This window comes from Nocardia salmonicida NBRC 13393 (assembly GCF_001613085.1).
Lineage (GTDB): Bacteria > Actinomycetota > Actinomycetes > Mycobacteriales > Mycobacteriaceae > Nocardia > Nocardia salmonicida.
In genome coordinates this window covers 59,126-78,940 of the sequence record NZ_BDBR01000013.1, presented here as the reverse complement: position 1 = coordinate 78,940, position 19,815 = coordinate 59,126, and the positions used below count along the sequence as shown (strand labels likewise).

Sequence of the window (19,815 nt, the reverse complement as noted above, 5' to 3'; positions counted from 1 at the left end):
GTCTCCCGCGCCCGGCCCCGTCATTGCCCTGCTCCGATCGATCCGGCCGCCGGCTTGCGCACGACCGCCTGGTACACCTGTCTGCCGTAGGCGAGCAGCTTCTGCCGGACCGGGAACAGACCCTGTGGCCGCAGAATCATCATCACCACGAGCGCGATGCCGAAGTAGAGGTACTTCAGGTCACCGAGGTTCTGGGCGCCGCCCGGACGGAACAGCAACACGCTGCCGAGCAGCAGCAAACCGAGGACCACCCCGACGATCGCCACTCCGATCACCACCCGCCGGACCCACACGGCCAGCGAATCCTTCTTCCACCGCCACAGCAGCCACAGTCCGATCAGCAGCGCGACATCGAGGCCGAGCATCAGATATCCGGTCGACTCGCTGGACACCAACTGCACCGACTGCAACCGCATCGGCAGGTAGGCGATGAGGAACGCGCCGACGATCACGCCGAGTTTGTTGCCCGAACCACCGAGCACCACCGCGCACAGGAACAGCATCGACAAGATGATGTCGAACTGTTTGGGGTTGACGTAGGTGACCTGACCGGCATACATCGCGCCGGACAGTCCGCCGACCGAGGCCCCGATCACGAACGCCCACAGCTTGAACTTGAAGGTCGGCACGCCCATGATCTCGGCGGCGTCCTCGTCCTCGCGGATGGCGACCCAGGAGCGGCCGACCCGGCTGCGCTCGAGGTTGCCGATGATCAGCAGCACCACGATCACGAAGGCCATGCCGAGCCAGAACCACCAGGTGCCGTTGCTCGCCCGCTGGAAGGGATTCCAGCTGTTGGGGTCGCCGAGGTTGCCCGGGGAGAAGAAGCCGCCGGGGTGCGCCTCGGACTCGCCGACCGCGGGGTACGCGATCTTGGAGAGCCCGAGACTGCCGTTGGTCAGCTCGGTCAGGTTGTCGGCCATCAGCCGGACGATCTCGCCGAAGCCCAACGTCACGATCGCGAGGTAGTCACCACGCAGGCGCAGCGTCGGCGCACCGAGGATCAGCCCGGCCAGCGCGGTCAGCGCGATCGCGATCGGCAGGCAGGCCACCCACGCCCAGCCGGGTTCCAGCCAGCCGCCGTCGGTTTGGTTCCACGGACTGTTCGGACTGGTGAGCAGGCCGACCGTATAGGCGCCGACGGCGTAGAAGCCGACGTAACCGAGGTCGAGCAGACCGGTCTGGCCGACCACCACGTTCAGGCCGATGGCGATCAGCGCGTACATGGCGAATTGCGCCATCACACCGCCGAAGCTCACGCCCGGAGTGTCGAGCAGCGGGGGCGGGAACAGCGGCATCAGCGCCAGCAGGGCGATGATCGGCACGCCGACGGCCCACTGGGCCGGACGCGAGAGCCCGTCCCACCAGACCCGGATCGCGTCACCGACGCCACGTCGATCCTGGTGCGCGACAGGCGCTTTCGGGGTTTTCGTCAGGTCGATCATGCGCGTGCCCTCCCCAGGCTCTCGCCGAGGATGCCGGTAGGCCGGAACATCAGCACGGTCACCAGCAGGACGAATGCCACCACGTCACGCCATTCGGTACCGAACAGGATCTGTCCGTACTGCTCGGCGACGCCGAGGATCAACCCGCCGAGCAGCGCGCCACGCAGGTTGCCGATGCCACCGAGCACCGCGGCGCTGAACGCCTTGATACCGAGGATGAAGCCGCCGGAGAAGATGATGCCGGTGGGGATGTAGAGCGTGTACAACATCGCGGCGGCGCCTGCCAGCAGCCCGCCGATGAGGAAGGTCAACACGATGACCCGCTCACGCGAGACGCCCATCAGGGTGGCGGTGTCGGGGTCTTGGGCCACCGCGCGGATGGCGCGGCCGAATTTGGTTCTGTTGATGACGATCTCGGTGGTGACCGCGAGCACGATGGCCGCGGCGAAGATCACCAGCGCCACATTGGTGACCGGCGCGCCGAGGAAGGTGAACTGCACCTTCGGCTCCACGAGCCGGATACCGGTCTGGGCGTTGGACCCGCCGAGACCGGGCTTGATCTTGGGCAGGATGTAGTGGACGAACTCCTGGATCACGAACGACATACCGATCGCGGTGATCAGGAAGGCCAGCGGTTTCGCGCCCCGCCTGCGCAGCGGCCGGTAGGCGACTCGTTCGAGCCCCACCGCCGCGATGCCGGAGACGAGCATGCCGAACAGCATCGCCAAGCCCAGATACAGAACCGTCAGCCCGACACCCTGGGAATACACGTTGCCGCTGGGCGCGAAGCCGAGCAGTTCCAGCCCCACATAGGTGCCGAACATGCCGAGCATGAAGATCTCGGAGTGGGCGAAGTTGATCAATCGAAGCACGCCGTAGACCAGCGTGTAGCCGACAGCGACCAGAGCGTAGATCGAGCCGTAGGTGAGGCCGTCCACGGTCAATCGCCAGAACTGGTCGATCACCCCGGAGACGTTGAAATCGATGGACCCCTCGGCTAACAGGGATACACCGAGCGAAGCCGCTGATGTCATGATTACTCTCGCGTCAGGCGAGCGGTGCGCGTGGCATCACAGCCACGCGCACCGCCGCACACATCGTCTGAACTACTTGACCTGGTACATCCAGATCTGGATATTGGCCAACTCGCCGGTCTCGCCCCACTTGTACTGGCGGGCGACACCGGTGCCGTCGTAGTTGCGGACGTAGTCGACGAGCTCGGCGCGGGTGACCTTGCCGGAATCGATTCCCTTGAGCAGGATCGTGGTCAGGTCGTAGCCCTCGACGGAGTAGACGCCGGGCGCCTGGCCGTTGAGCGCCTTGTAGTCGGCGGCGAACTTCTCCGGCGCGGGGCTGCACGGGCACGACAGCAGCGCGTCCTTGGACGAGGAACCGGCCTGACGGACGAACTCGGGATCGTTGGTGCCGTCGGCGGAAACGAAGGCCGCGGTCACGCCACCGGAACGCAGCTGCTGCACGAACGGTGCCGCCTCGGCGTAGTACCCGGCGTAGAAGATGGCGTCGGGCTTGGCCGCGGACAGCTTCGAGACCGCTGCCGAGAAGTCCTTGTCACCTTCCTTGACGCTCGTCCCGCAGGAGGCGTCGGCCGCGGGACCCGCGGCGGTGATGAAGGCCTTCGCCAGACCGGCACCGTAGTCGGTGTTGTCCTGCACGACGCAGATCTTCTTGAAGCCCTTCTCGCCGGTCAGGTAGTTGGCCACGGCCGGACCCTGCGAGTCGTCGTTGCCGAGACCGCGGAAGAAGGTCTTCCAGCCGTTCTGGGTGAGCGTGGGGTTGGTGGCCGACGCCGTCAGCGTGGGCATGCCTGCCTCGCTGAGGATCTGGCCGGTCGCCTTGGTCTCACCCGAGAAGGTCGGGCCGACCAGCGCCACGATGTTCGGGTCGGCGACGATCGTCGGAACCACCTGGCTGGCGATCTGCGGCTTGCCCTCGGTGTCGAACTGCTTCACCGAGACCTGACAGTCCGGGTTGGCCTTGTTGTGCTGGTCGAGCGCGAGCTTCACGCCCATGATGATGTTGATGCCGAGGGCGGCATTGCCGCCGGTCAGCGGGCCGGCCATGCCGAGGGTCAGCGGCGCGCACTTGGCCTTGCCGTCGCCTGCGGGGTCCGCGGCCGCACCGGCTTCGGTTGTCGCGACGGCCTTACCCTGGGTATCGAGCTGAACGACCGACTGGATGGAGAGATCGGTGTTGCCGCCACCGCCGCCATCGGACGACTTGTCACTGCATCCGGACAACACCAACGACGCGGCAGCTCCGATAACCAGAACTCCTCGCGTCGACCGACTGCGCCATGTCGAACTGAGCACGTCTCACCTCTATGTCCTGTGCTCCCCGGGTTCACCGAGGGGGCCGACCACGTTCAGCCCGCAGAGAACATATCGCCGCTTTGTTAGATCCGCATCACATTCGCATCATGTCGGACGCCTCTTGTCCAGCAATAGTTCACATTATCGTTTCGCTTGCGTAAACATTTCCTGCTTTCGGCCCGCGCGGCAGCGAGAGCCGAACCGTGTCACTGCGGGGTGAGGTTCTCCAGCACGACTTCGGCGACCGCCTTCATGGTCGTGCGGCGATCCATCGCGGTGCGCTGAATCCATTTGAACGCCTGCGGTTCCGACAGCCCCTGGGTCTGCATGAGCACGCCCTTGGCCCGCTCCACCAGTTTGCGCGTCTCCAAACGGTCCGACAGATTCGCTACTTCTGTTTCCAGCGCGGTGATTTCGTGAAAACGACTGGCCGCGAGTTCGATCGCGGGGACCAGATCGGATTTGGTGAACGGCTTCACGAGATAGGCCATCGCGCCGGCGTCCCGGGCCCGCTCGACCAGATCGCGCTGACTGAACGCGGTCAGAATCACCACGGGCGCAACACGTTTCGACGCGATCTCGGCGGCGGCATCAATGCCGTCACGGCGCGGCATCTTCACGTCCATGATGACCAGATCGGGGCGCAGCTCCTCGGCGAGCTCGACGGCCTGCTGCCCGTCACCCGCTTCGCCGACGACGTCGTAGCCCTCTTCCTTGAGCATCTCGACGAGATCCATCCGGATCAAGGCCTCATCCTCGGCGACGACGACCCGCTTGGCCGCGGCCTCACGCGTGGCGCCGGCTGCATTCGTGCTCATAGGTTCGACCCCTCTGGATTCTGATGCCTGTCGATCACACCACGACTGGCGTTGTAAAGAGTACCTTTTGCTTCCGCGCAGAGAATGCGCCTGCGATGAGATCGCGCACACCCTGCGCCGGATACTCCCCCGCGGAGCGCGGCTACTTGCGCCGCGCTTCCGCCGTGGTGCCGAGTGTGGGACTCGAACCCACACGTCCTTCCGGACAACGGTTTTTGAGACCGTCGCGTCTGCCAGTTCCGCCAACCCGGCGCACCGCGGTCACTATAGCGTCTCGGCGCGCAGGGAAGCCAACCGCCGGTCGAACCGGACGTCGGCCCGCGCCGTAGTACCTCGTAAGGGCACCACGGAAGGGGCTGCGATCATGCGCGTGCACAGAACTACGGTCGACCTCGATGCCTACCCCGACCTGGTGATGATCCTGCTCGGCATGCGCGTGCGCACTCCGCGCGGCATGCTGCGACTACTCGGCGTCGGCCCGAAGTTGTATCGCTCACATACCGACCGGCCCGACGGATTGCTCCGGCACGAAGACATCGTGTGGTCGATGCTTCCGCCCCACTGGGGAGCCAGGCAGTACTGGCGCGATCTGGATTCGCTCGAGCGCTGGACGCGATCGGAGCCGCACCGGCAGTGGTGGCGGGAATTCCTCCGCGATTCCGGCGGCACCGGCTTCTGGCACGAGGCCTACTTCCGCCGCGGTGGGATCGACGCGGTCTACGACGACATGTCGACCACGACCGGACTGGCGGCGTTCGCGCCGGTCGTGCCCGCGCGTGGCCCGATGTTCTCCACCAGGGGCCGCGTACACGGCGCCCCACCGGCGGTGCCGCCGGTTATTACCGAATCGAATTACTATAATCGAAAAGAGTGACGGCCGACACATATCACCACAGGGTTTCACGCCCCTATCTCGCGGGTATCACGGTCACACACAACAGATTTGCGCATCGTGAATGATGTACGGCATTCAACCGAAAGGTGAATAGGTAGTACCACGCTTGTGATGGTTACAATTCGGGCCTACTCCGTGACAATCGACCCGATTACGGTGTCGGTATGCACGTGCTCTTCGTCTGCAACTCCAATGTCTGCCGGTCGGTGATCGCCGAACGGCTCACCCGGGCGTTCGCGACAGAGCACCGACTACCCGGCCTCACCGCGGAAAGCGCGGGCACCCGCGCCCTGGTCGGCTTTCCGCCCGAGCCGATGGCCGTGGAGACCATCCAGGGCCTCGGTGGCGACACCTCCGGATTCAAGGCCAGAAAGCTCCGGCCCGAGATGGTCGATCGCGCCGATCTGGTGCTGACGATGACCGATTCTTTACGCGACCAGGTCGGCGAACTGGCTTTCGGCGCCGCGCCGCGCACCTTCACCCTCGCCGAGGCGTATCGCATCGCCAAAGTCACCGGCGCGAAATCCATTGCCGCCCTGCACCATGCGCGCAACAACCTGGCCTACGTCGGCCGGGAGAACATCGCCGACCCGATCGGCCTCTCGCCGGAAGCCTTCCTCGCGGTCGGCGACCGCATCGCCGAAATGCTGTTCCCCGTACTGGGAGCGCTCGCCCCGCACGAACAGACGAAACTCTCCGGCGACGGCGATCGCCCCGGCCTGGTGATAGCACCCGGCGCGCCCGCCGGGCCCCTGTCGGCCTTCCTCGCCGCGCAGCGCGGACGCTGAGTCCGCGCTAGGGCTGTTCGCCACGGCGCGCAGGGATTAGACTTCGGCGCGGACGTGGGTGGTTACCCCTTGCAGGTTCGACACACGACGGGACTACAGACTTGCCGAAACGCATTTCGGATGTTTCGCTCCATGTGTATGTGACGCCGGAGATCCTCGACCGCATCGTCGCCGGTGTTCGAACGGTCCTCGACGACCATGTGCACGACCGCGATGTCTATGCCTGGCGGTTCACCATGCCTGTCGACGCGAGTGATCCGATTCATCGCGATCTCGAATCACAGTGGCGCGGAGGCTTTCCCGGCTGCGAGCCGAGCGCGGAGAGCACCTACGAGATCGCGCTGAGTCTGGTCGGTGATCCGGCCGATCTCACCGACGCCGACATCGCCGATCTCGAGCGCGGGCTGGCACTGGCCGTGTACGGTGTGCCTTTCACCTTGCGCGCCGATCAGCGCACCGACGTCGTCGCACCGGAACTCGACCACGAACTGCGTTGAGCTGTCCGCCCGCGTGAGCCTTCCGCGGTACTCAGCGCGCCGGGAAGTGCCGGATGACGCCTTCCTGCACGGTGGTGGCGATCAATTCGCCGGTGCGTGAATAGAACCGGCCCGTCGCCAATCCGCGCGAACCCGCCGCGACCGGCGACTCGGTGGCGTAGAGAACCCACTCGTCGAAACGGAACGGGCGATGGAACCAGATCGAATGGTTCACCGTCGCCGCGAGAATTCGGTCCAGCCCCCACGACAAACCGTGCGTGGTGATGATCGAATCGAGCACGGTGGTATCGGAGGAATAACCCAACGCGGCGGTGTGCAGCAGCGGATCGGCGGGCAACGTGCCGTCGGTACGCATCCAGACGCGGTTGTGATTGAGCTTCTCGCCGGTGCCCTTGAGGATCCAGGCCGGATCATTGGTGTAGCGCATGTCGATCGGGTGCGGCGCCTTGATGAACATCTCCAGCTTGTCCTCGAAGCCGGCGAAGCTCTCCTCCACCCGGGGCAGGGTTTCGGGATCGGGCACGTCGGGGCCCTCGTGGGAGTGCTCGAGGCCTTTGCCGAAGTCCTGGAAGGCGGCCAGCATGACGAACAGTTCCTGGCCGTCCTGGCTGGCCGTCACCGTGCGGTTGGCCAGCGCGCGACCGTCACGGTGACGCTGCACGTGATACTCGATCGGCTTCTTCACATCGCCGCCGCGCACGAAATGCGCGTTGATCGCGTGCAGCGGCCGATCCCCCGCCGTACGACCGGCCGCGATGATGGCCTGCGAGACCAACTGCCCACCGAAGGTACGGCTCCACACCTTCTCCGGGTGCTTGCCGAGGAAGGTGTCCTCGCCGATCAACTCGAGGTCGAGCAGGTCGAGCAACACCCGCAGATCGGGTGTCGGCTCGCCCTGGGTGGTCTCGAGTTCGATCGAACTGTTCACTACTAGTGGTCCTCTTCGCCGATGCGGTGCACGTGGATCAGGTTGGTGGAACCGACGGTACCCGGAGGGGAACCGGCGACGATGACCACCAGGTCACCCTTGCGATAACGCTCCAGCGACAGGAGCGCCTGATCCACCTGGTGGATCATCGCGTCGGTGGTGTCCACCATCGGCACGATGAACGTCTCGGTGCCCCAGGTCAGGGTGAGCTGGCTGCGGACCTCCGGCATCGGGGTGAACGCCAGCAGCGGCAGCGGGGTGTGCAGGCGGGCGAGGCGGCGAACGGTGTCACCGGACTGGGTGAAGGCCACCAGCGCCTTGGCGTTGAGCCGCTCGCCGATATCGCGGGCGGCGTAGGAGATCACGCCACGCTTGGTGCGGGGCACGTGGGTCAGGGGTGGCACCCGCGACGTCTCGGACTCGACCGCGGTCACGATGCGGGCCATGGTGCGCACCGCGTCGATCGGCCATGCGCCGACCGAGGTCTCACCCGACAGCATCACCGCGTCGGCGCCATCGAGCACCGCGTTGGCGACATCGGAGGCTTCCGCGCGGGTGGGGCGCGAGTTCTCGATCATCGACTCGAGCATCTGGGTGGCGACGATGACCGGCTTGGCGTTCTCGCGCGCCATCTGGATCGCGCGCTTCTGCACCAGCGGCACCTGCTCGAGCGGCAGCTCGACACCGAGGTCACCGCGGGCGACCATCACCGCGTCGAAGGCCAGCACGATCGCCTCGAGGTTCTCGATCGCCTCCGGCTTCTCCAGCTTGGCGATCACCGGGACCCGACGGCCGACGCGGTCCATGATGTCGTGCACGAGTTCGATGTCGGACGGCGAGCGCACGAACGACAGCGCGATGAAGTCGACGCCCAAATCCAGGGCGAATTCCAGGTCGGCGATGTCCTTTTCGGACAGGGCGGGCACCGACACGTTCATGCCGGGCAGCGACAGGCCCTTGTTGTTGCTCACCGGACCGCCCTCGGTCACCCGGCAGACGACGTCGTTGCCCTCGACGGATTCCACCGTGAGGCCGACCTTGCCGTCGTCGACGAGCAGCCGGTCACCGGCCTTGGCGTCCTGGGCGAGCTCTTTGTAGGTGGTCGAAACACGGTCGTGGGTGCCGTCGACCTCGTCGACGGTGATCCGCACCTGCTCGCCGTTGGCCCACACGGTCTTGCCGTCGGCGAAGCGGCCGAGGCGGATCTTGGGGCCCTGGAGATCGGCGAGGATGCCGACCGCGCGGCCGGTCTCGTCGGAGGCCGCGCGAACCATCTTGTAGTTGTCGGCGTGGTCGGCGTGGTCGCCGTGGCTGAAGTTCAGCCGGGCCACATCCATGCCGCTTTCGACGAGCTCACGAATACGATCCTGGGTGGCAGTGGCCGGGCCCAAGGTGCACACAATCTTCGTCCGTCGCATCACGGCCCCTAGCCTAATGCTTGTCCGCCGCTCCGCGAATTTTGCCGGTCGGGGGGTTGTCCTCACCTATCGACCGGACCGGCGGTTATCGACGGAACGGGGCCGAGCGTTCCCGATGAGTTACCCATGTGTTCACGAAATCACTTGTCACCGAACTGCTACGTGTCGGGAAAGCCTTGTCTCCAGACGAGTTTGGCCGAAGCCGAGAATCAGGCAGATCACCCAGTAGTAGAGCGCCGCGACGCCGTAGAGGGCGAAGAAGTCGAAGGTGGGCGCGGCGGCGAGCTGGGCGGTGCGCAGCAGTTCGGTGACCAGGATGGTCGAAGCCAGAGAAGTGTCCTTGACCAGCGAGATCAGCGTGTTCGACAGCGGGGGTACCGCGATCCGGGCGGCCTGCGGGAACACGATGTCCCAGAGCGTCTGGACATAGGACATGCCCAGCGATTGCGCGGCCTCCCACTGCCCGTGCGCCACGCTCATGATCGACGAGCGCACTACCTCCGCCGCGTATCCACCGACATTGAGGCTGAACGCGATCACCGCCGCCGGGAACGGATCGATGACGATCCCGAACTGCGGCAGGGCGTAGAACACGATGAACAACTGCACCAGCAGCGGGGTGCCACGAATGATCGAGATGTAGAAGCGGGCCGGCAGCGACAGCACCCGCCGGGTCGACATCCGCGCGAGCGCGACACCCACCGCGATGGCGAGACCGATGACGAAACTGATCGCGGTCAGCGGCAACGTCATCGTCACCGTGGCCTTCAGCATCGGCACCAGGTTCTGCCGGATCAGCTCCCAGGTAGCCGGATCCATCCGCTATTTGCTGACGTCGGTGCCGAAGTACTTCTCCGACAGCCGAGCTAGGGTGCCGTCGGCCCGCAGCTCCGCGAGCGCCTTGTCGACGTCGGTGATCAACGCGGTGTCGTCCTTGCGGGCGGCGAAGGCCTGCTTGCTGGTCTCGCCGGTCTGGGCCGCGACCTTGATGCCGGTGTCACCGGTCTTCTTGGTGTACTCGCCCACGGCGAGGGTGTCGTTGACGGTGGCGTCGACCCGACCGGCCTTCAGCAGCTGTACCGCCTGCACGAACCCTTCCACCGCTTCGACTTTCGCGCCCGCGCCCGCGGCGACCTTGCTCCAGTTACTGGTGGCCGACTGCGCGGTGGTCTTGCCCGCCAGGCTCGCCAGCGAGGTGATGGTGGTGTTGTCGGACTTGGTGACGATCACGCCCTCGGAAGTCGTATAGGGCTGCGACAGCGCGTACTTGGCCGTGCGCTCGGGGTTCACGGTGACCTGGTTGGCGACCAGATCGAAACGCTGGGACTCGAGACCTGCGAAGATCGAGTCCCAGGGGGTCTGCACGAATTCGACCCGCTTGCCGAGCTTCTCGCCGACCGCGCGAGCGACCTCGACGTCGTAGCCGGTGAGCGTGCCGCCCTCCTGGTAGCTGAACGGCGCGTAGGTGCCCTCGGTGCCGACCTTCAGCACATTCGGGTCCGAGGCGGACGAGCAGGCCGACAGGCCAGTCGCGGCGACGACAGCGAGTACGGCGGCGGCAATGAATTTGCGCACGGACATCCCTTTCTCCGCTGCGCGTATGGGGCACGCGCAGGCCCAGCGACGCTACGGCGCCGCCACAGACCGACACAGAGTATCGCTCACCGTGATCGCAATACCGGTGGGGAAACGCGAAAACGGGCGCTCCACGTGAGCAGAGCACCCGTCTACATCCCCGTATGCGCGACGAATCAGTCGCGCAGCGGACGACCCTGCGCATCGGGCACCTTGCCGGTGAGCATCATGATGCCGTCGATCAGCGGCCAGATGGCGCCGAGGCCACAGGTCAGCCAGGTGACCGCGATCTGGGCGATACCGAGGCCGGTGTAGCCGAGGTAGAAGCGGCCGACACCGAAGCTGCCGAGGAAGATCTGCAGCAGACCGGCCATCAGCTTCTGCTTGTCCGAGAAGGGCACGCCGTACATGTCCCGGCCGTAGGGCGCTTCCGGATCGTTCGGGTTGTAGCCCTGCGGCATGGCCCCGTACGGCGCGGCACCGTAACCCGGCTGCGGCTGCTGGGCGTACGGGTCGGCGGGCTGACCGTACTGCGGCTGCGGCGCACCGTACTGCGGCTGGCCGTAGCCGGGCTGCGGCTGCTGGGCGTACGGATCGGAAGGCTGACCGTAGGCCGGCTGACCGTACTGCGGCTGCGAGCCGCCGTCCTGCGGCTTGCTCAGGTCAGGGCCGTACTGGGGATTGGGGTTGTAGGGGTCGGTCACTCATGTCCTCCATCATTCGTGCGGGTACCCATCGTGGCCCCCGGCCAGTGGCGATCGGCCGAACGGCGGTGCGCCCGCGACGATCACGCCGACATTGTTGCCGGTACTGCCCTGTGTTGTCTTGTCGGGTGTCACCGATCGGTGCTCGCCATACATTCGGAATATCGCGGCGGGCGTCCGCAATGTTGCCGGACGCCCGCCGAGTCCACGAAAACTGTCGCGGATCAGGACTTCTTCGCACCTGATTTCGTCGACTCCGCGGAGTCGTCGGTCGTGGACGCGGAGTCCTCGCCGCTCACCTCCGCCGCGGCCTTCTCCTCGGCCGCATCGCCCGAATCCTTTTCCACCGCAGCGGAATCCAACTTCTTCGTGACATCGACGGCCGCGGTCTCGGCGTCCGTCGCCACCACGGTGTCGTCGGCCGCACCGGCCGCCCGCAGCGCGGAGAACTGCCACGGCCAGGGGCGTGGCTCAGCATCGGGCTGCAGCTGCGCCGGTGTCTCGCGACCCTTGGTCGCCAACGCGAAGTAGGCCATGGCGGCGAGGAAGACGAGTGCGGAGGTGAACGAGTTGATCCTGATGCCGAGAATGTGAGTGGCTTCGTCGTTGCGCAGCAGTTCGACGAAGAACCGGCCGAAGCTGTAGCCCGCGACATAGAGCGCGAACAGGCGACCGTGACCGATCTTGTAGCGCCTGTCGAGCAGCACCAGCGCGACGACGACCAGCACGTTCCAGACGAGCTCGTAGAGGAACGTCGGCTGCACGACTTCGAGCACTCGCCCGGTCGACACCCCGTTCATCATGTCGCGCGCGCCGGTCTCCGGGTCGAACCGCTCGTAGATCTCCAGGCCCCACGGGACCTCGGTGGCGCGTCCGTAGAGCTCCTGATTGAAGTAGTTGCCGAGCCGGCCGATCGCCTGCGCCAGCAGCACCGCGGGCGCGACCGCGTCGCCGAGCGCGGGCAGCGGGATCTTGTACATCCGGCAGCCGATCCAGGCGCCGATGGCGCCGAAGAACACCGCACCCCAGATGCCGAGGCCGCCCTGCCAGATATAGAGCGCCTCGACGGGGTGCTTGCCCTCGCCGAAGTACTTCTGCCAGTCGGTGGCCACGTGATAGATCCGGCCGCCGACCAGACCGAACGGCACCGCGAACATCGCGACATCGAGCACGGCGCCCGGCTGACCACCGCGCTCGCGCCACCGCCGTTCACCCCACCAGATGGCGACGACGATGCCGAGAATGATGAACAGTGCGTACGCCCGCAGCGGGAAGGGTCCGAGGTGCCAGACCCCCTGGGGCGGACTCGGAATGTAAGCCAGGACTGAGTTCACCCGGCCCACGTTAGTGGAGAGGCTTACGGGCGTGTTGCCGCGACCCGGACGGCGGACGACGGGCCGGTGACGAGCGATGGGCCCGGCCGCTGATCAGCGGCCGGGCCCATCGTGCGAACTCTCAGGAACGAACGGCCGCCGCGCGCACGCCTTCAGCTAGCTCGGCGGTCAGTGCGCGGACCGCGTCGAGGCCCTCGGGTACCGCCGAGACCAGCGCCGAACCGACGATGACGCCGTCGGCGTACGCGGCGATCTCGGCGGCCTGCGCACCCGAACGCACGCCGAGGCCGACGCCGATCGGGATGTCGGAATGCGCGCGGATGCGCGAGCACAGCGCGGGTGCGGCCGAGGAGACCGCGTCGCGCGCACCGGTCACACCCATGGTCGAGGCCGCGTAGATGAAGCCACGCGAGGCCTCGAGGGTCTTGACCAGACGCTCTTCGGTCGAGGACGGTGCGACCAGGAAGATGCGATCCAGATTGTGGGTGGACGAGGCGACGAACCAGTCGTCGGCCTCGTCGGGAATCAGGTTCGGGGTGATCATCCCGGCGCCACCGGCCGCGGCCAGGTCGCGGGCGAAGGTGTCGACGCCGTAGCTGAGCACCGGGTTCCAGTAGCTCATCACTACGGCCTGACCACCGGCGTCGGCGATCGCCTCGACGACGGAGAACACGTCACGTACGCGTACCCCACTGCGCAGCGCCTGCTCGGCGGCGGCCTGGATGACCGGGCCGTCCATCACCGGATCGGAGTAGGCGACGCCCACTTCGACGATGTCGCACCCGGCTTCGACCAGGGCGCGGCAGGCGGCGATGGATCCGGCGAGGTCGGGAAAGCCCGCGGGCAGGTACCCGATCAGGGCGGCCCGACCTTCGCTACGCGCGGCGGCGAAGGTGTTCGCGAGACGGGACTGCTGGCTCACTGCTTGTTCTCCTCGGCGGCATCGTCATCGAACAGGCCGAACCAGCGGCCCGCGGTGTCCATGTCCTTGTCGCCGCGACCGGACAGGTTGACCAGGATGACCGCGCCCTCGCCGAGCTCCTTGCCCAGCTTCAGCGCGCCCGCCACCGCGTGCGCGGACTCGATCGCCGGGATGATGCCCTCGGTGCGCGAGAGCAGCAGCAGCGCGTCCATCGCCTCGGTGTCGGTGATCGGCCGGTATTCGGCGCGGCCGATGTCCTTGAGGTGGGCGTGCTCGGGGCCGACGCCCGGGTAGTCCAGACCGGCCGAGATCGAATGCGATTCGATGGTCTGGCCGTCCTCGTCCTGCAGCAGGTACGAGTACGCGCCCTGGAACGCGCCGGGGGTGCCGCCGGTGAAGGTGGCCGCGTGCCGCCCGGTTTCGACGCCGTCACCGGCCGCTTCGAAACCGACGAGGCGCACGCCCGCGTCGGGAATGAACGCGTGGAAGATGCCGATGGCGTTGGAACCGCCGCCGACACAGGCCACGACGGCATCGGGCAGCCTGCCCGCCTGCTCCGTGGTCTGGATCTGCTCGCGCGCTTCCAAACCGATCACGCGCTGGAAATCGCGCACCAGCAGTGGGAACGGGTGCGGGCCCGCGGCGGTGCCGAAGCAGTAGAAGGTGTCGTCGGCGTGGCTGACCCAGTCGCGCAACGCCTCGTTGATGGCGTCCTTGAGAGTCTGCGAACCCGAGGTCACCGGAATCACCTCGGCGCCGAGCAGCCGCATGCGGGCCACGTTCAGCGCCTGGCGGGCGGTGTCGACCGCGCCCATGTAGATCACGCAGTCGAGGCCGAGCAGCGCGCACGCGGTGGCGGTCGCGACGCCGTGCTGGCCCGCTCCGGTCTCGGCGATGACGCGGGTCTTGCCCATCCGCTTGGCGAGCAGGGCTTGGCCGAGCACATTGTTGATCTTGTGCGAGCCGGTGTGGTTGAGATCCTCGCGCTTGAGGAAGATCCGCGCGCCACCGGCATGCGCGGCCAGCCCGGTGCATTCGAACACCGGCGACGGACGGCCGGTGTAGTCGCGCTGCAACCGGTCGAGCTCGTCGAGGAAGGTGCGATCGGTGCGGATCTTGTCGTACTCGGCGGTGACCTCTTCGATCACGGCCATCAGCGCCTCGGGGACGTGGCGTCCACCGTAGACGCCGAAGTGGCCGCCCGCGTCGGGTTCGTAGTCGGAGTGCTGCGCGACACCGGCGCTCGCCGGGGGAAGCACCGTCACCGGATGCTCCGGCGGGCCGGCTTCGGGCAGGACGGGTGCGTGCCCGCGGTCACCAGTTCGGACACGGCCGAACGTGGGTTACCGCTGGTCACCAGGCCCTCGCCGACGAGCACGGCATCGGCGCCCGCACCGGCGTAGGCCAGCAGGTCGGCGGTGCCGCGGATGCCGGACTCGGCCACCCGGATGACCTCGGAGGGCAGGCCGGGCGCGATCCGCGCGAACACATCGCGGTCGACCTCGAGGGTCTTGAGGTTGCGCGCGTTGATGCCGATCACCGTCGCACCGGCTTCGAGGGCGCGGTCGGCCTCTTCCTCGGTGTGCACCTCCACCAGGGCGGTCATGCCGAGGGATTCGGTGCGGTCGATCAGCGAGGCCAGCACGTCCTGTTCGAGCGCGGCCACGATCAGCAGGATCACGTCGGCGCCGTGGGCACGGGCCTCGTGGATCTGGTACGGACCGACGACGAAGTCCTTGCGCAGCACCGGGATGTTCACGGCGGCGCGCACGGCGTCGAGATCGTCGAGCGATCCGCCGAAGCGGCGACCCTCGGTGAGCACGCTGATGATGCGCGCGCCCCCGTCTTCGTAGGCCTTGGCCAGCACGGCGGGATCGGGGATGTCGGCCAGCGCGCCCTTGGAGGGGCTGGCTCGCTTCACCTCGGCGATGACACCGATTCCGTCCTCGTGCAGCGCGGCGTGTGCGTCCAGCGGGCCCTTGACCGCGGCAGCAGCAGCTTTGATCGCTTGAAAATCGAGGAGGGCTTCGCGAGCGGCAACATCCGCTCGGACCCCGTCGAGAATCGAGTCGAGTACCGTCATCTGGCTCGAATCCTTTCTGGGGAGACGCACTTCTCGCCCGAGAGTCCCCTCAGGCGCTGTCTCACCGATGCTGGTAAAGAATAAATGCCCGTCGCGCGTGTCACTGCGGCGGGGGTGCTGCCGGTCACTTGTTTCCCTCGGCCGGACGCTGGTCGGCGCCCGAGGTGTCGGAGGTGTCGGTCGGGTCGGTGCCCGCGTCGAGCGCGTCCCACAGCACCCGGTCCGACAGTGGCGCCGCGGTTCCGGTCTCCGTGTTCTGCTTGCTCACCGCGGCGCTGGCGTCGGCCTTACGGAACACGGGGTTGTCGTATCTGTCGGAGACCTCGGCGTGTTCACCGGGGCGGCGGGTGAGCAGGATGCCCGCGGCCAGTGCCAGGCCCGCCGCGAAGATCGACAGGATCGCGGGGGCGAGATGCGTCTCGGCGGAGCTGACCACCGCGCGCACCGGCAGCTCGGCCAGTGTGCCCGCCCGTTCGGCGGTCCTGCCCGCGCCGACGGCCAGCGCGAAGCCCGGCACCGCGGCGGCCGCGGCCACCACCGAGATCACCACCCCGAGCAGCTGACGCAGCACGCCCTTGACCGCGAAGACCGCCGCGATCGAGGCGACCAGCACCAGCGCAAGCGGGGTGAGGGCGCCGAACCACACCCCGCCGTTGAGGTCGTCGGTGCGCGGCTCGGTGAGACCGTCGGCCGAGTGCACCGTCACCCACGTCATCCGCGAGGACGCCCACAGACCGGCGGCCGCCAGCGCGAGCAACACGACCGGAACGATCGGCTTCGCCGTCGGGGCGGGCGTGGCGCCCGTCCCCGGCACGTCGGCGTCAGTCGCGTCGACCGACCGTCCGGTGTCGTCTTCTCCTGGGGTGGCCGTCATAGGGCACCGCCTTCGTAGGTGTGCAGGGTCTGCGCGGCCGCGATCGCCTTGAGCACCGCCATGGCCTTGTTGCGGGCCTCGGTGTCCTCGGCGATCGGGTCGGAGTCGGCGACCACGCCCGCGCCGGCCTGGACATAGGCGGTGCCGTCCTTGAGCAGGGCGGTGCGGATGGCGATGGCGGTGTCGGCGTCACCGGCGAAGTCGAGGTAGCCGACCACGCCGCCGTAGATGCCGCGACGGGTCGGTTCCAGCTCCTCGATCAGTTCCATCGCCCGCACCTTCGGCGCTCCCGACAGCGTGCCGGCGGGGAAGCAGGCCCGCACCGCGTCGAGCGCGTCCTTGCCCTCGGCGAGCAGCCCGGACACCGTCGAGACCAGGTGCATCACGTGGCTGTATCGCTCCACGTGGCGGTACTGGGTGACCTTCACCGTGCCGGGACGGCAGACCCGGCCGAGATCGTTGCGACCGAGGTCGACGAGCATCAGGTGCTCGGCGTTCTCCTTCTCGTCGGCGAGCAGATCCTTCTCGAGCAGGATGTCGTCCTCGGCGCTGTCGCCACGCCAGCGGGTGCCCGCGATCGGATGTGTCGTGGCCACCCCATCTATCACGGTGACCAGCGATTCCGGACTCGATCCGACGATGGAGAACGCGGTGCCGCCCTCGCCGTCGGGGATGTGCATCAGATACATGTACGGGCTCGGATTCGAGGCCCGCAGCATCCGGTAGACCGCGAGCGGGGATCCGGTGTAATCCATTTCGAAGCGCTGCGAGAGCACCACCTGGAACGCCTCGCCCGCCTCGATCTCCTTGATCAGGCGGCGCACGCCCGCACCGAATTCCTCGGTGGTGCGCCTGCGCAGGAACTGCGGTTCGGGCTGGTCGAAGACCGACACCGTCGAGGGCGCCGGGGTGGCCAGCGCGGCGGTCATCCGGTCGAGGCGGGCGACGGCGTCGTCGTAGGCGGCGTCGACGCGGGAGTCGGTGCCGTCCCAGTTCACCGCGTTGGCGATGAGGGTGATCGCGCCCTCGTGGTGGTCGAACGCGGCCAGGTCGGTGGCCAGCATGAGCACCAGTTCGGGAACTCGCAGATCGTCGGTGGCGAGCTCGGGCAGTCGTTCGATCCGGCGCACCGCGTCGTAGCCGAGAAAGCCGACCATGCCGCCGGTGAGCGGCGGCAGACCGGGCAGCCGTTCGGTGCGCAGCAGTTCGAGCGTCTCGTGCAGCACACGCAGCGGGTCACCGCCGGTGGGTGCGTCGGCGGGCACCGTGCCAAGCCAGGCGGCTTCACCGTCGACGACGGTGAGCGCGGACGGGCTGCCCGCGCCGATGAACGACCAGCGCGACCACGAACGCCCGTTCTCCGCGGATTCGAACAGGAAGGTCCCCGGCCGGTCACCGGCCAGTTTGGAATAGGCCGAGAGCGGAGTTTCGGAGTCCGCCAGCACCTTTCGGGTCACCGGGACGACCCGGTGCTCGGCGGCGAGCAGCCGGAACTGTTCGCGGGTCGTGGTGGTTGGTGTCGACGCGCCCTGCATGAGCCCATCATCCCAGGCGTGCCGCCGCCGACGCGCGCGGACCCGACCCCGCGCCGAATCGGGCGGTGACCGGCATCACTACACTCGCGCGCGTTCCATGTCGCATGCGGTAATCCCCTTTCCGAGAGGAGCAATGTTGTACCCCTCGCACCAGGGCGCACAGGACGGCCGACTGGCTGTCCCGTCGCAGCAGCACTACGGTCCCGGCCAGCAGGCGGTGCCCACGAGCGCGATCAACTCGTTCGTCACCTACGCCAAGGCCATCCAGGACCTCGACAAGAAGACCTTCCCCGACGAGTACGCCGGGCACAGCGATCGCATCCGCGAGCTGGAACCACTGCTGCGCGCGCACGGCATCCTCGACGTGATGCAGATCCGCAATCCCGACATCGCGGCGCTGCTCGACCAGTAGGCCGCGACGATCCCCGCTCGTCTCCGTGAGCGGGGATCTTCCTTACTCGGCCGCTGATCGTTACTGTCTGGGCATGCAGCCAGGCCAGCGCGCTCCGCAGTTCGAGCTCCCCGATCAGTCCGCCCAGCTCCGCTCGCTCGACGGCTTGCTCGCCGACGGCCCGGTGGTGCTGTTCTTCTACCCCGCCGCCAATACCCCGGTGTGCACCGCGGAAGCCTGCCACTTCAGGGATCTGAGCGGCGAGTTCGCCGCGCTCGGCGCCTCGTGCGTCGGCATCAGCACCGACAGCACCGAGGTGCAGGCCGGTTTCGCCACCAAGCAGCGCCTCGACTACCCCGTGCTGTCCGACCACGACGGCGCGGTGGCCGCCGAATTCGGCGTCAAGCGTGGACTGCTCGGCAAACTCGCCCCCGTCAAACGGCATACCTTCGTCATCGACACCGACCGCACGATCCTGAAGATCATCACCGGCGAACTGCGCGCGGCCGTGCACGCCGACGAAGCACTGGCTTTCCTGCGCGAACGCAGCCACACCCCGGAGTAGCACCGATCGACGAATCGCCGGGCGGCGGATCGACGCCCGGCGACCTCGACGCACTTACGCTGGCCAGATGACAACCGGCGAGGTGCAGTCGAGCGGTCAGAAATCCACGGCCGTCATCTGGCGCAACCGGGCGATCATGACCCTCGCCACGGTGGTGGTGCTGGTGATCGCCTACTTCGTTCTTTCCTCGTTCATCCCCCGATGGTGGGCACAGCGACTGGCCAACACTGTGCACGGCAGTTTCAGCTCGGGCATCTGGTGGGGACTGGTCTACGGGTTCGTGTTCACCCTGCTGCCACTGGTGCTGCTGATATTCGCGGTGCGGGTCTGGAAGCGCAAGGGCGGCAAGTTCATGGCGGGCGCGGCGGTGATCGTCGCCCTGGCCTGCTCGCTGCCGAATCTGATGACCTTGACGATCGTGCTCGGTGGCAACAATGCCGCACACGCCGGTCAACGCATTCTGGATGTCGACGCACCGGCCTTCCGCGGCGCCTGCCTGGTCGGCGCCATCATCGCGGCGGTGGTGTTCGCACTGGCGCTCGCACTGATGGGCAAGCGTGGATTCAGCCGTCACAAGGCCGCCAAGGCCGCCGCCCAGGCGCCGGAGCCCGTCACCCCGCCGATGACCGGCGATCGATAGCCTTCACGCACACCCCCGCGGTGATGTGAGTGACCTCACGACCACCGCCAACTCGCGGACGCCACAGCGACGT

22 protein-coding genes and 1 tRNA gene are annotated in these 19,815 nt (G+C 67.2%); 6 read left to right on the top strand and 17 right to left on the bottom strand.

Annotated elements, in window-relative coordinates; translation table 11 throughout:
- Window positions 1-20: 20 nt before the first annotated feature.
- From NS1_RS16065 to NS1_RS16045, 5 genes are all read right to left on the bottom strand, one after another.
- Window positions 21-1,445, bottom strand: coding sequence for a branched-chain amino acid ABC transporter permease (locus NS1_RS16065; RefSeq protein ID WP_062985491.1), 1,425 nt, complete (start codon window positions 1,443-1,445; stop codon window positions 21-23).
- Window positions 1,442-2,479, bottom strand: coding sequence for a branched-chain amino acid ABC transporter permease (locus tag NS1_RS16060; protein ID WP_056824606.1), 1,038 nt, complete (start codon window positions 2,477-2,479; stop codon window positions 1,442-1,444). The genes NS1_RS16065 and NS1_RS16060 overlap by 4 nt, the downstream gene beginning before the upstream one ends.
- Before the next feature lie 72 nt (window positions 2,480-2,551).
- Window positions 2,552-3,775 carry a branched-chain amino acid ABC transporter substrate-binding protein gene (locus NS1_RS16055; RefSeq protein ID WP_373864340.1) on the bottom strand — a complete coding sequence of 408 codons (1,224 nt, stop codon included), beginning with the start codon at window positions 3,773-3,775 and terminating at the stop codon, window positions 2,552-2,554.
- Window positions 3,776-3,981: 206 nt separating this feature from the next.
- The gene (locus NS1_RS16050) at window positions 3,982-4,593 is read right to left on the bottom strand and encodes an ANTAR domain-containing response regulator (protein ID WP_056824610.1); all 612 of its coding nucleotides are present in this window, start codon (window positions 4,591-4,593) and stop codon (window positions 3,982-3,984) included.
- A 165-nt stretch (window positions 4,594-4,758) separates the two neighbouring features.
- Window positions 4,759-4,845: transfer RNA gene (locus NS1_RS16045), tRNA-Leu, on the bottom strand.
- Between the two features lie 112 nt (window positions 4,846-4,957).
- On the opposite strand from NS1_RS16045, the gene NS1_RS16040 reads away from it, so the two are divergent.
- From NS1_RS16040 to NS1_RS16030, 3 genes are all read left to right on the top strand, one after another.
- Window positions 4,958-5,467, top strand: a complete 510-nt coding sequence (locus NS1_RS16040) for a monooxygenase family protein (RefSeq protein ID WP_062985489.1) — start codon at window positions 4,958-4,960, stop codon at window positions 5,465-5,467.
- 185 nt (window positions 5,468-5,652) lie between these two features.
- Window positions 5,653-6,276 carry an arsenate reductase/protein-tyrosine-phosphatase family protein gene (locus tag NS1_RS16035; protein ID WP_062985487.1) on the top strand — a complete coding sequence of 208 codons (624 nt, stop codon included), beginning with the start codon at window positions 5,653-5,655 and terminating at the stop codon, window positions 6,274-6,276.
- Window positions 6,277-6,416: 140 nt separating this feature from the next.
- Entirely contained in the window at window positions 6,417-6,773 is a 357-nt protein-coding gene (locus tag NS1_RS16030; RefSeq protein WP_084503776.1) for a hypothetical protein, read from the top strand.
- Between the two features lie 31 nt (window positions 6,774-6,804).
- On the opposite strand, the gene NS1_RS16025 is transcribed toward NS1_RS16030, so the two are convergent.
- From NS1_RS16025 to NS1_RS15975, 12 genes are all read right to left on the bottom strand, one after another.
- Window positions 6,805-7,701 carry an acyl-CoA thioesterase gene (locus NS1_RS16025; protein WP_235569919.1) on the bottom strand — a complete coding sequence of 299 codons (897 nt, stop codon included), beginning with the start codon at window positions 7,699-7,701 and terminating at the stop codon, window positions 6,805-6,807.
- 2 nt (window positions 7,702-7,703) lie between these two features.
- Window positions 7,704-9,122, bottom strand: a complete 1,419-nt coding sequence (gene pyk / locus NS1_RS16020) for a pyruvate kinase (RefSeq protein WP_157125229.1) — start codon at window positions 9,120-9,122, stop codon at window positions 7,704-7,706.
- Between the two features lie 144 nt (window positions 9,123-9,266).
- The gene (locus tag NS1_RS16015) at window positions 9,267-9,938 is read right to left on the bottom strand and encodes an amino acid ABC transporter permease (protein ID WP_056824623.1); all 672 of its coding nucleotides are present in this window, start codon (window positions 9,936-9,938) and stop codon (window positions 9,267-9,269) included.
- Window positions 9,939-9,941: 3 nt separating this feature from the next.
- Window positions 9,942-10,694, bottom strand: coding sequence for an amino acid ABC transporter substrate-binding protein (locus tag NS1_RS16010; RefSeq protein ID WP_056824861.1), 753 nt, complete (start codon window positions 10,692-10,694; stop codon window positions 9,942-9,944).
- A gap of 176 nt (window positions 10,695-10,870) precedes the next feature.
- Window positions 10,871-11,398: a TM2 domain-containing protein gene (locus tag NS1_RS42180; protein ID WP_062985481.1), complete on the bottom strand. Its 528-nt coding sequence runs from the start codon at window positions 11,396-11,398 to the stop codon at window positions 10,871-10,873.
- A 12-nt stretch (window positions 11,399-11,410) separates the two neighbouring features.
- Window positions 11,411-11,533, bottom strand: coding sequence for a hypothetical protein (locus NS1_RS41655; protein WP_255284555.1), 123 nt, complete (start codon window positions 11,531-11,533; stop codon window positions 11,411-11,413).
- An 89-nt stretch (window positions 11,534-11,622) separates the two neighbouring features.
- A complete protein-coding gene (gene lgt / locus NS1_RS16000) occupies window positions 11,623-12,732 on the bottom strand; it encodes a prolipoprotein diacylglyceryl transferase (RefSeq protein ID WP_255284554.1) in 1,110 nt (369 codons plus the stop codon).
- A gap of 121 nt (window positions 12,733-12,853) precedes the next feature.
- Window positions 12,854-13,654: a tryptophan synthase subunit alpha gene (trpA, locus tag NS1_RS15995; RefSeq protein WP_062985478.1), complete on the bottom strand. Its 801-nt coding sequence runs from the start codon at window positions 13,652-13,654 to the stop codon at window positions 12,854-12,856.
- Entirely contained in the window at window positions 13,651-14,919 is a 1,269-nt protein-coding gene (gene trpB / locus NS1_RS15990; protein ID WP_174562657.1) for a tryptophan synthase subunit beta, read from the bottom strand. Before trpB ends, trpA begins: the two co-directional genes overlap by 4 nt.
- Window positions 14,916-15,737 (bottom strand): indole-3-glycerol phosphate synthase TrpC, encoded by an 822-nt coding sequence (trpC, locus tag NS1_RS15985; RefSeq protein ID WP_056824640.1) that lies wholly within the window; start codon window positions 15,735-15,737, stop codon window positions 14,916-14,918. The genes trpB and trpC overlap by 4 nt, the downstream gene beginning before the upstream one ends.
- 124 nt (window positions 15,738-15,861) lie before the next feature.
- Window positions 15,862-16,611, bottom strand: coding sequence for a TIGR02234 family membrane protein (locus NS1_RS15980; RefSeq protein WP_084503762.1), 750 nt, complete (start codon window positions 16,609-16,611; stop codon window positions 15,862-15,864).
- On the bottom strand, window positions 16,608-18,146 hold the full coding sequence (locus NS1_RS15975; protein WP_062985474.1) for an anthranilate synthase component I: 1,539 nt from the start codon (window positions 18,144-18,146) through the stop codon (window positions 16,608-16,610). Before NS1_RS15975 ends, NS1_RS15980 begins: the two co-directional genes overlap by 4 nt.
- Window positions 18,147-18,279: 133 nt before the next feature.
- Here NS1_RS15975 and NS1_RS15970 point away from each other — a divergent pair, with 133 nt between their 5' ends.
- The 3 genes from NS1_RS15970 to NS1_RS15960 all read left to right on the top strand — a co-directional run bounded on the left by NS1_RS15970 (window position 18,280) and on the right by NS1_RS15960 (window position 19,742).
- Window positions 18,280-18,558, top strand: coding sequence for a hypothetical protein (locus NS1_RS15970; RefSeq protein ID WP_062985472.1), 279 nt, complete (start codon window positions 18,280-18,282; stop codon window positions 18,556-18,558).
- Between the two features lie 73 nt (window positions 18,559-18,631).
- Window positions 18,632-19,102 carry a peroxiredoxin gene (locus NS1_RS15965; protein ID WP_062985470.1) on the top strand — a complete coding sequence of 157 codons (471 nt, stop codon included), beginning with the start codon at window positions 18,632-18,634 and terminating at the stop codon, window positions 19,100-19,102.
- A gap of 67 nt (window positions 19,103-19,169) precedes the next feature.
- Window positions 19,170-19,742, top strand: a complete 573-nt coding sequence (locus NS1_RS15960; protein WP_062985468.1) for a hypothetical protein — start codon at window positions 19,170-19,172, stop codon at window positions 19,740-19,742.
- Window positions 19,743-19,815: the final 73 nt, after the last annotated feature.

Bases quoted from the DNA above. Each gene is read 5' to 3' on its own strand.
- NS1_RS16065 (WP_062985491.1), bottom strand. From the start codon at position 1,445: ATGATCGACCTGACGAAAACCCCGAAAGCGCCTGTCGCGCACCAGGAT.
- NS1_RS16060 (WP_056824606.1), bottom strand. From the start codon at position 2,479: ATGACATCAGCGGCTTCGCTCGGTGTATCCCTGTTAGCCGAGGGGTCC.
- NS1_RS16050 (WP_056824610.1), bottom strand. From the start codon at position 4,593: ATGAGCACGAATGCAGCCGGCGCCACGCGTGAGGCCGCGGCCAAGCGG.
- NS1_RS16040 (WP_062985489.1), top strand. From the start codon at position 4,958: ATGCGCGTGCACAGAACTACGGTCGACCTCGATGCCTACCCCGACCTG.
- NS1_RS16035 (WP_062985487.1), top strand. From the start codon at position 5,653: ATGCACGTGCTCTTCGTCTGCAACTCCAATGTCTGCCGGTCGGTGATC.
- NS1_RS16015 (WP_056824623.1), bottom strand. From the start codon at position 9,938: ATGGATCCGGCTACCTGGGAGCTGATCCGGCAGAACCTGGTGCCGATG.
- trpC (WP_056824640.1), bottom strand. From the start codon at position 15,737: ATGACGGTACTCGACTCGATTCTCGACGGGGTCCGAGCGGATGTTGCC.
- NS1_RS15980 (WP_084503762.1), bottom strand. From the start codon at position 16,611: ATGACGGCCACCCCAGGAGAAGACGACACCGGACGGTCGGTCGACGCG.
- NS1_RS15975 (WP_062985474.1), bottom strand. From the start codon at position 18,146: ATGCAGGGCGCGTCGACACCAACCACCACGACCCGCGAACAGTTCCGG.
- NS1_RS15970 (WP_062985472.1), top strand. From the start codon at position 18,280: ATGTTGTACCCCTCGCACCAGGGCGCACAGGACGGCCGACTGGCTGTC.
- NS1_RS15965 (WP_062985470.1), top strand. From the start codon at position 18,632: ATGCAGCCAGGCCAGCGCGCTCCGCAGTTCGAGCTCCCCGATCAGTCC.
- NS1_RS15960 (WP_062985468.1), top strand. From the start codon at position 19,170: ATGACAACCGGCGAGGTGCAGTCGAGCGGTCAGAAATCCACGGCCGTC.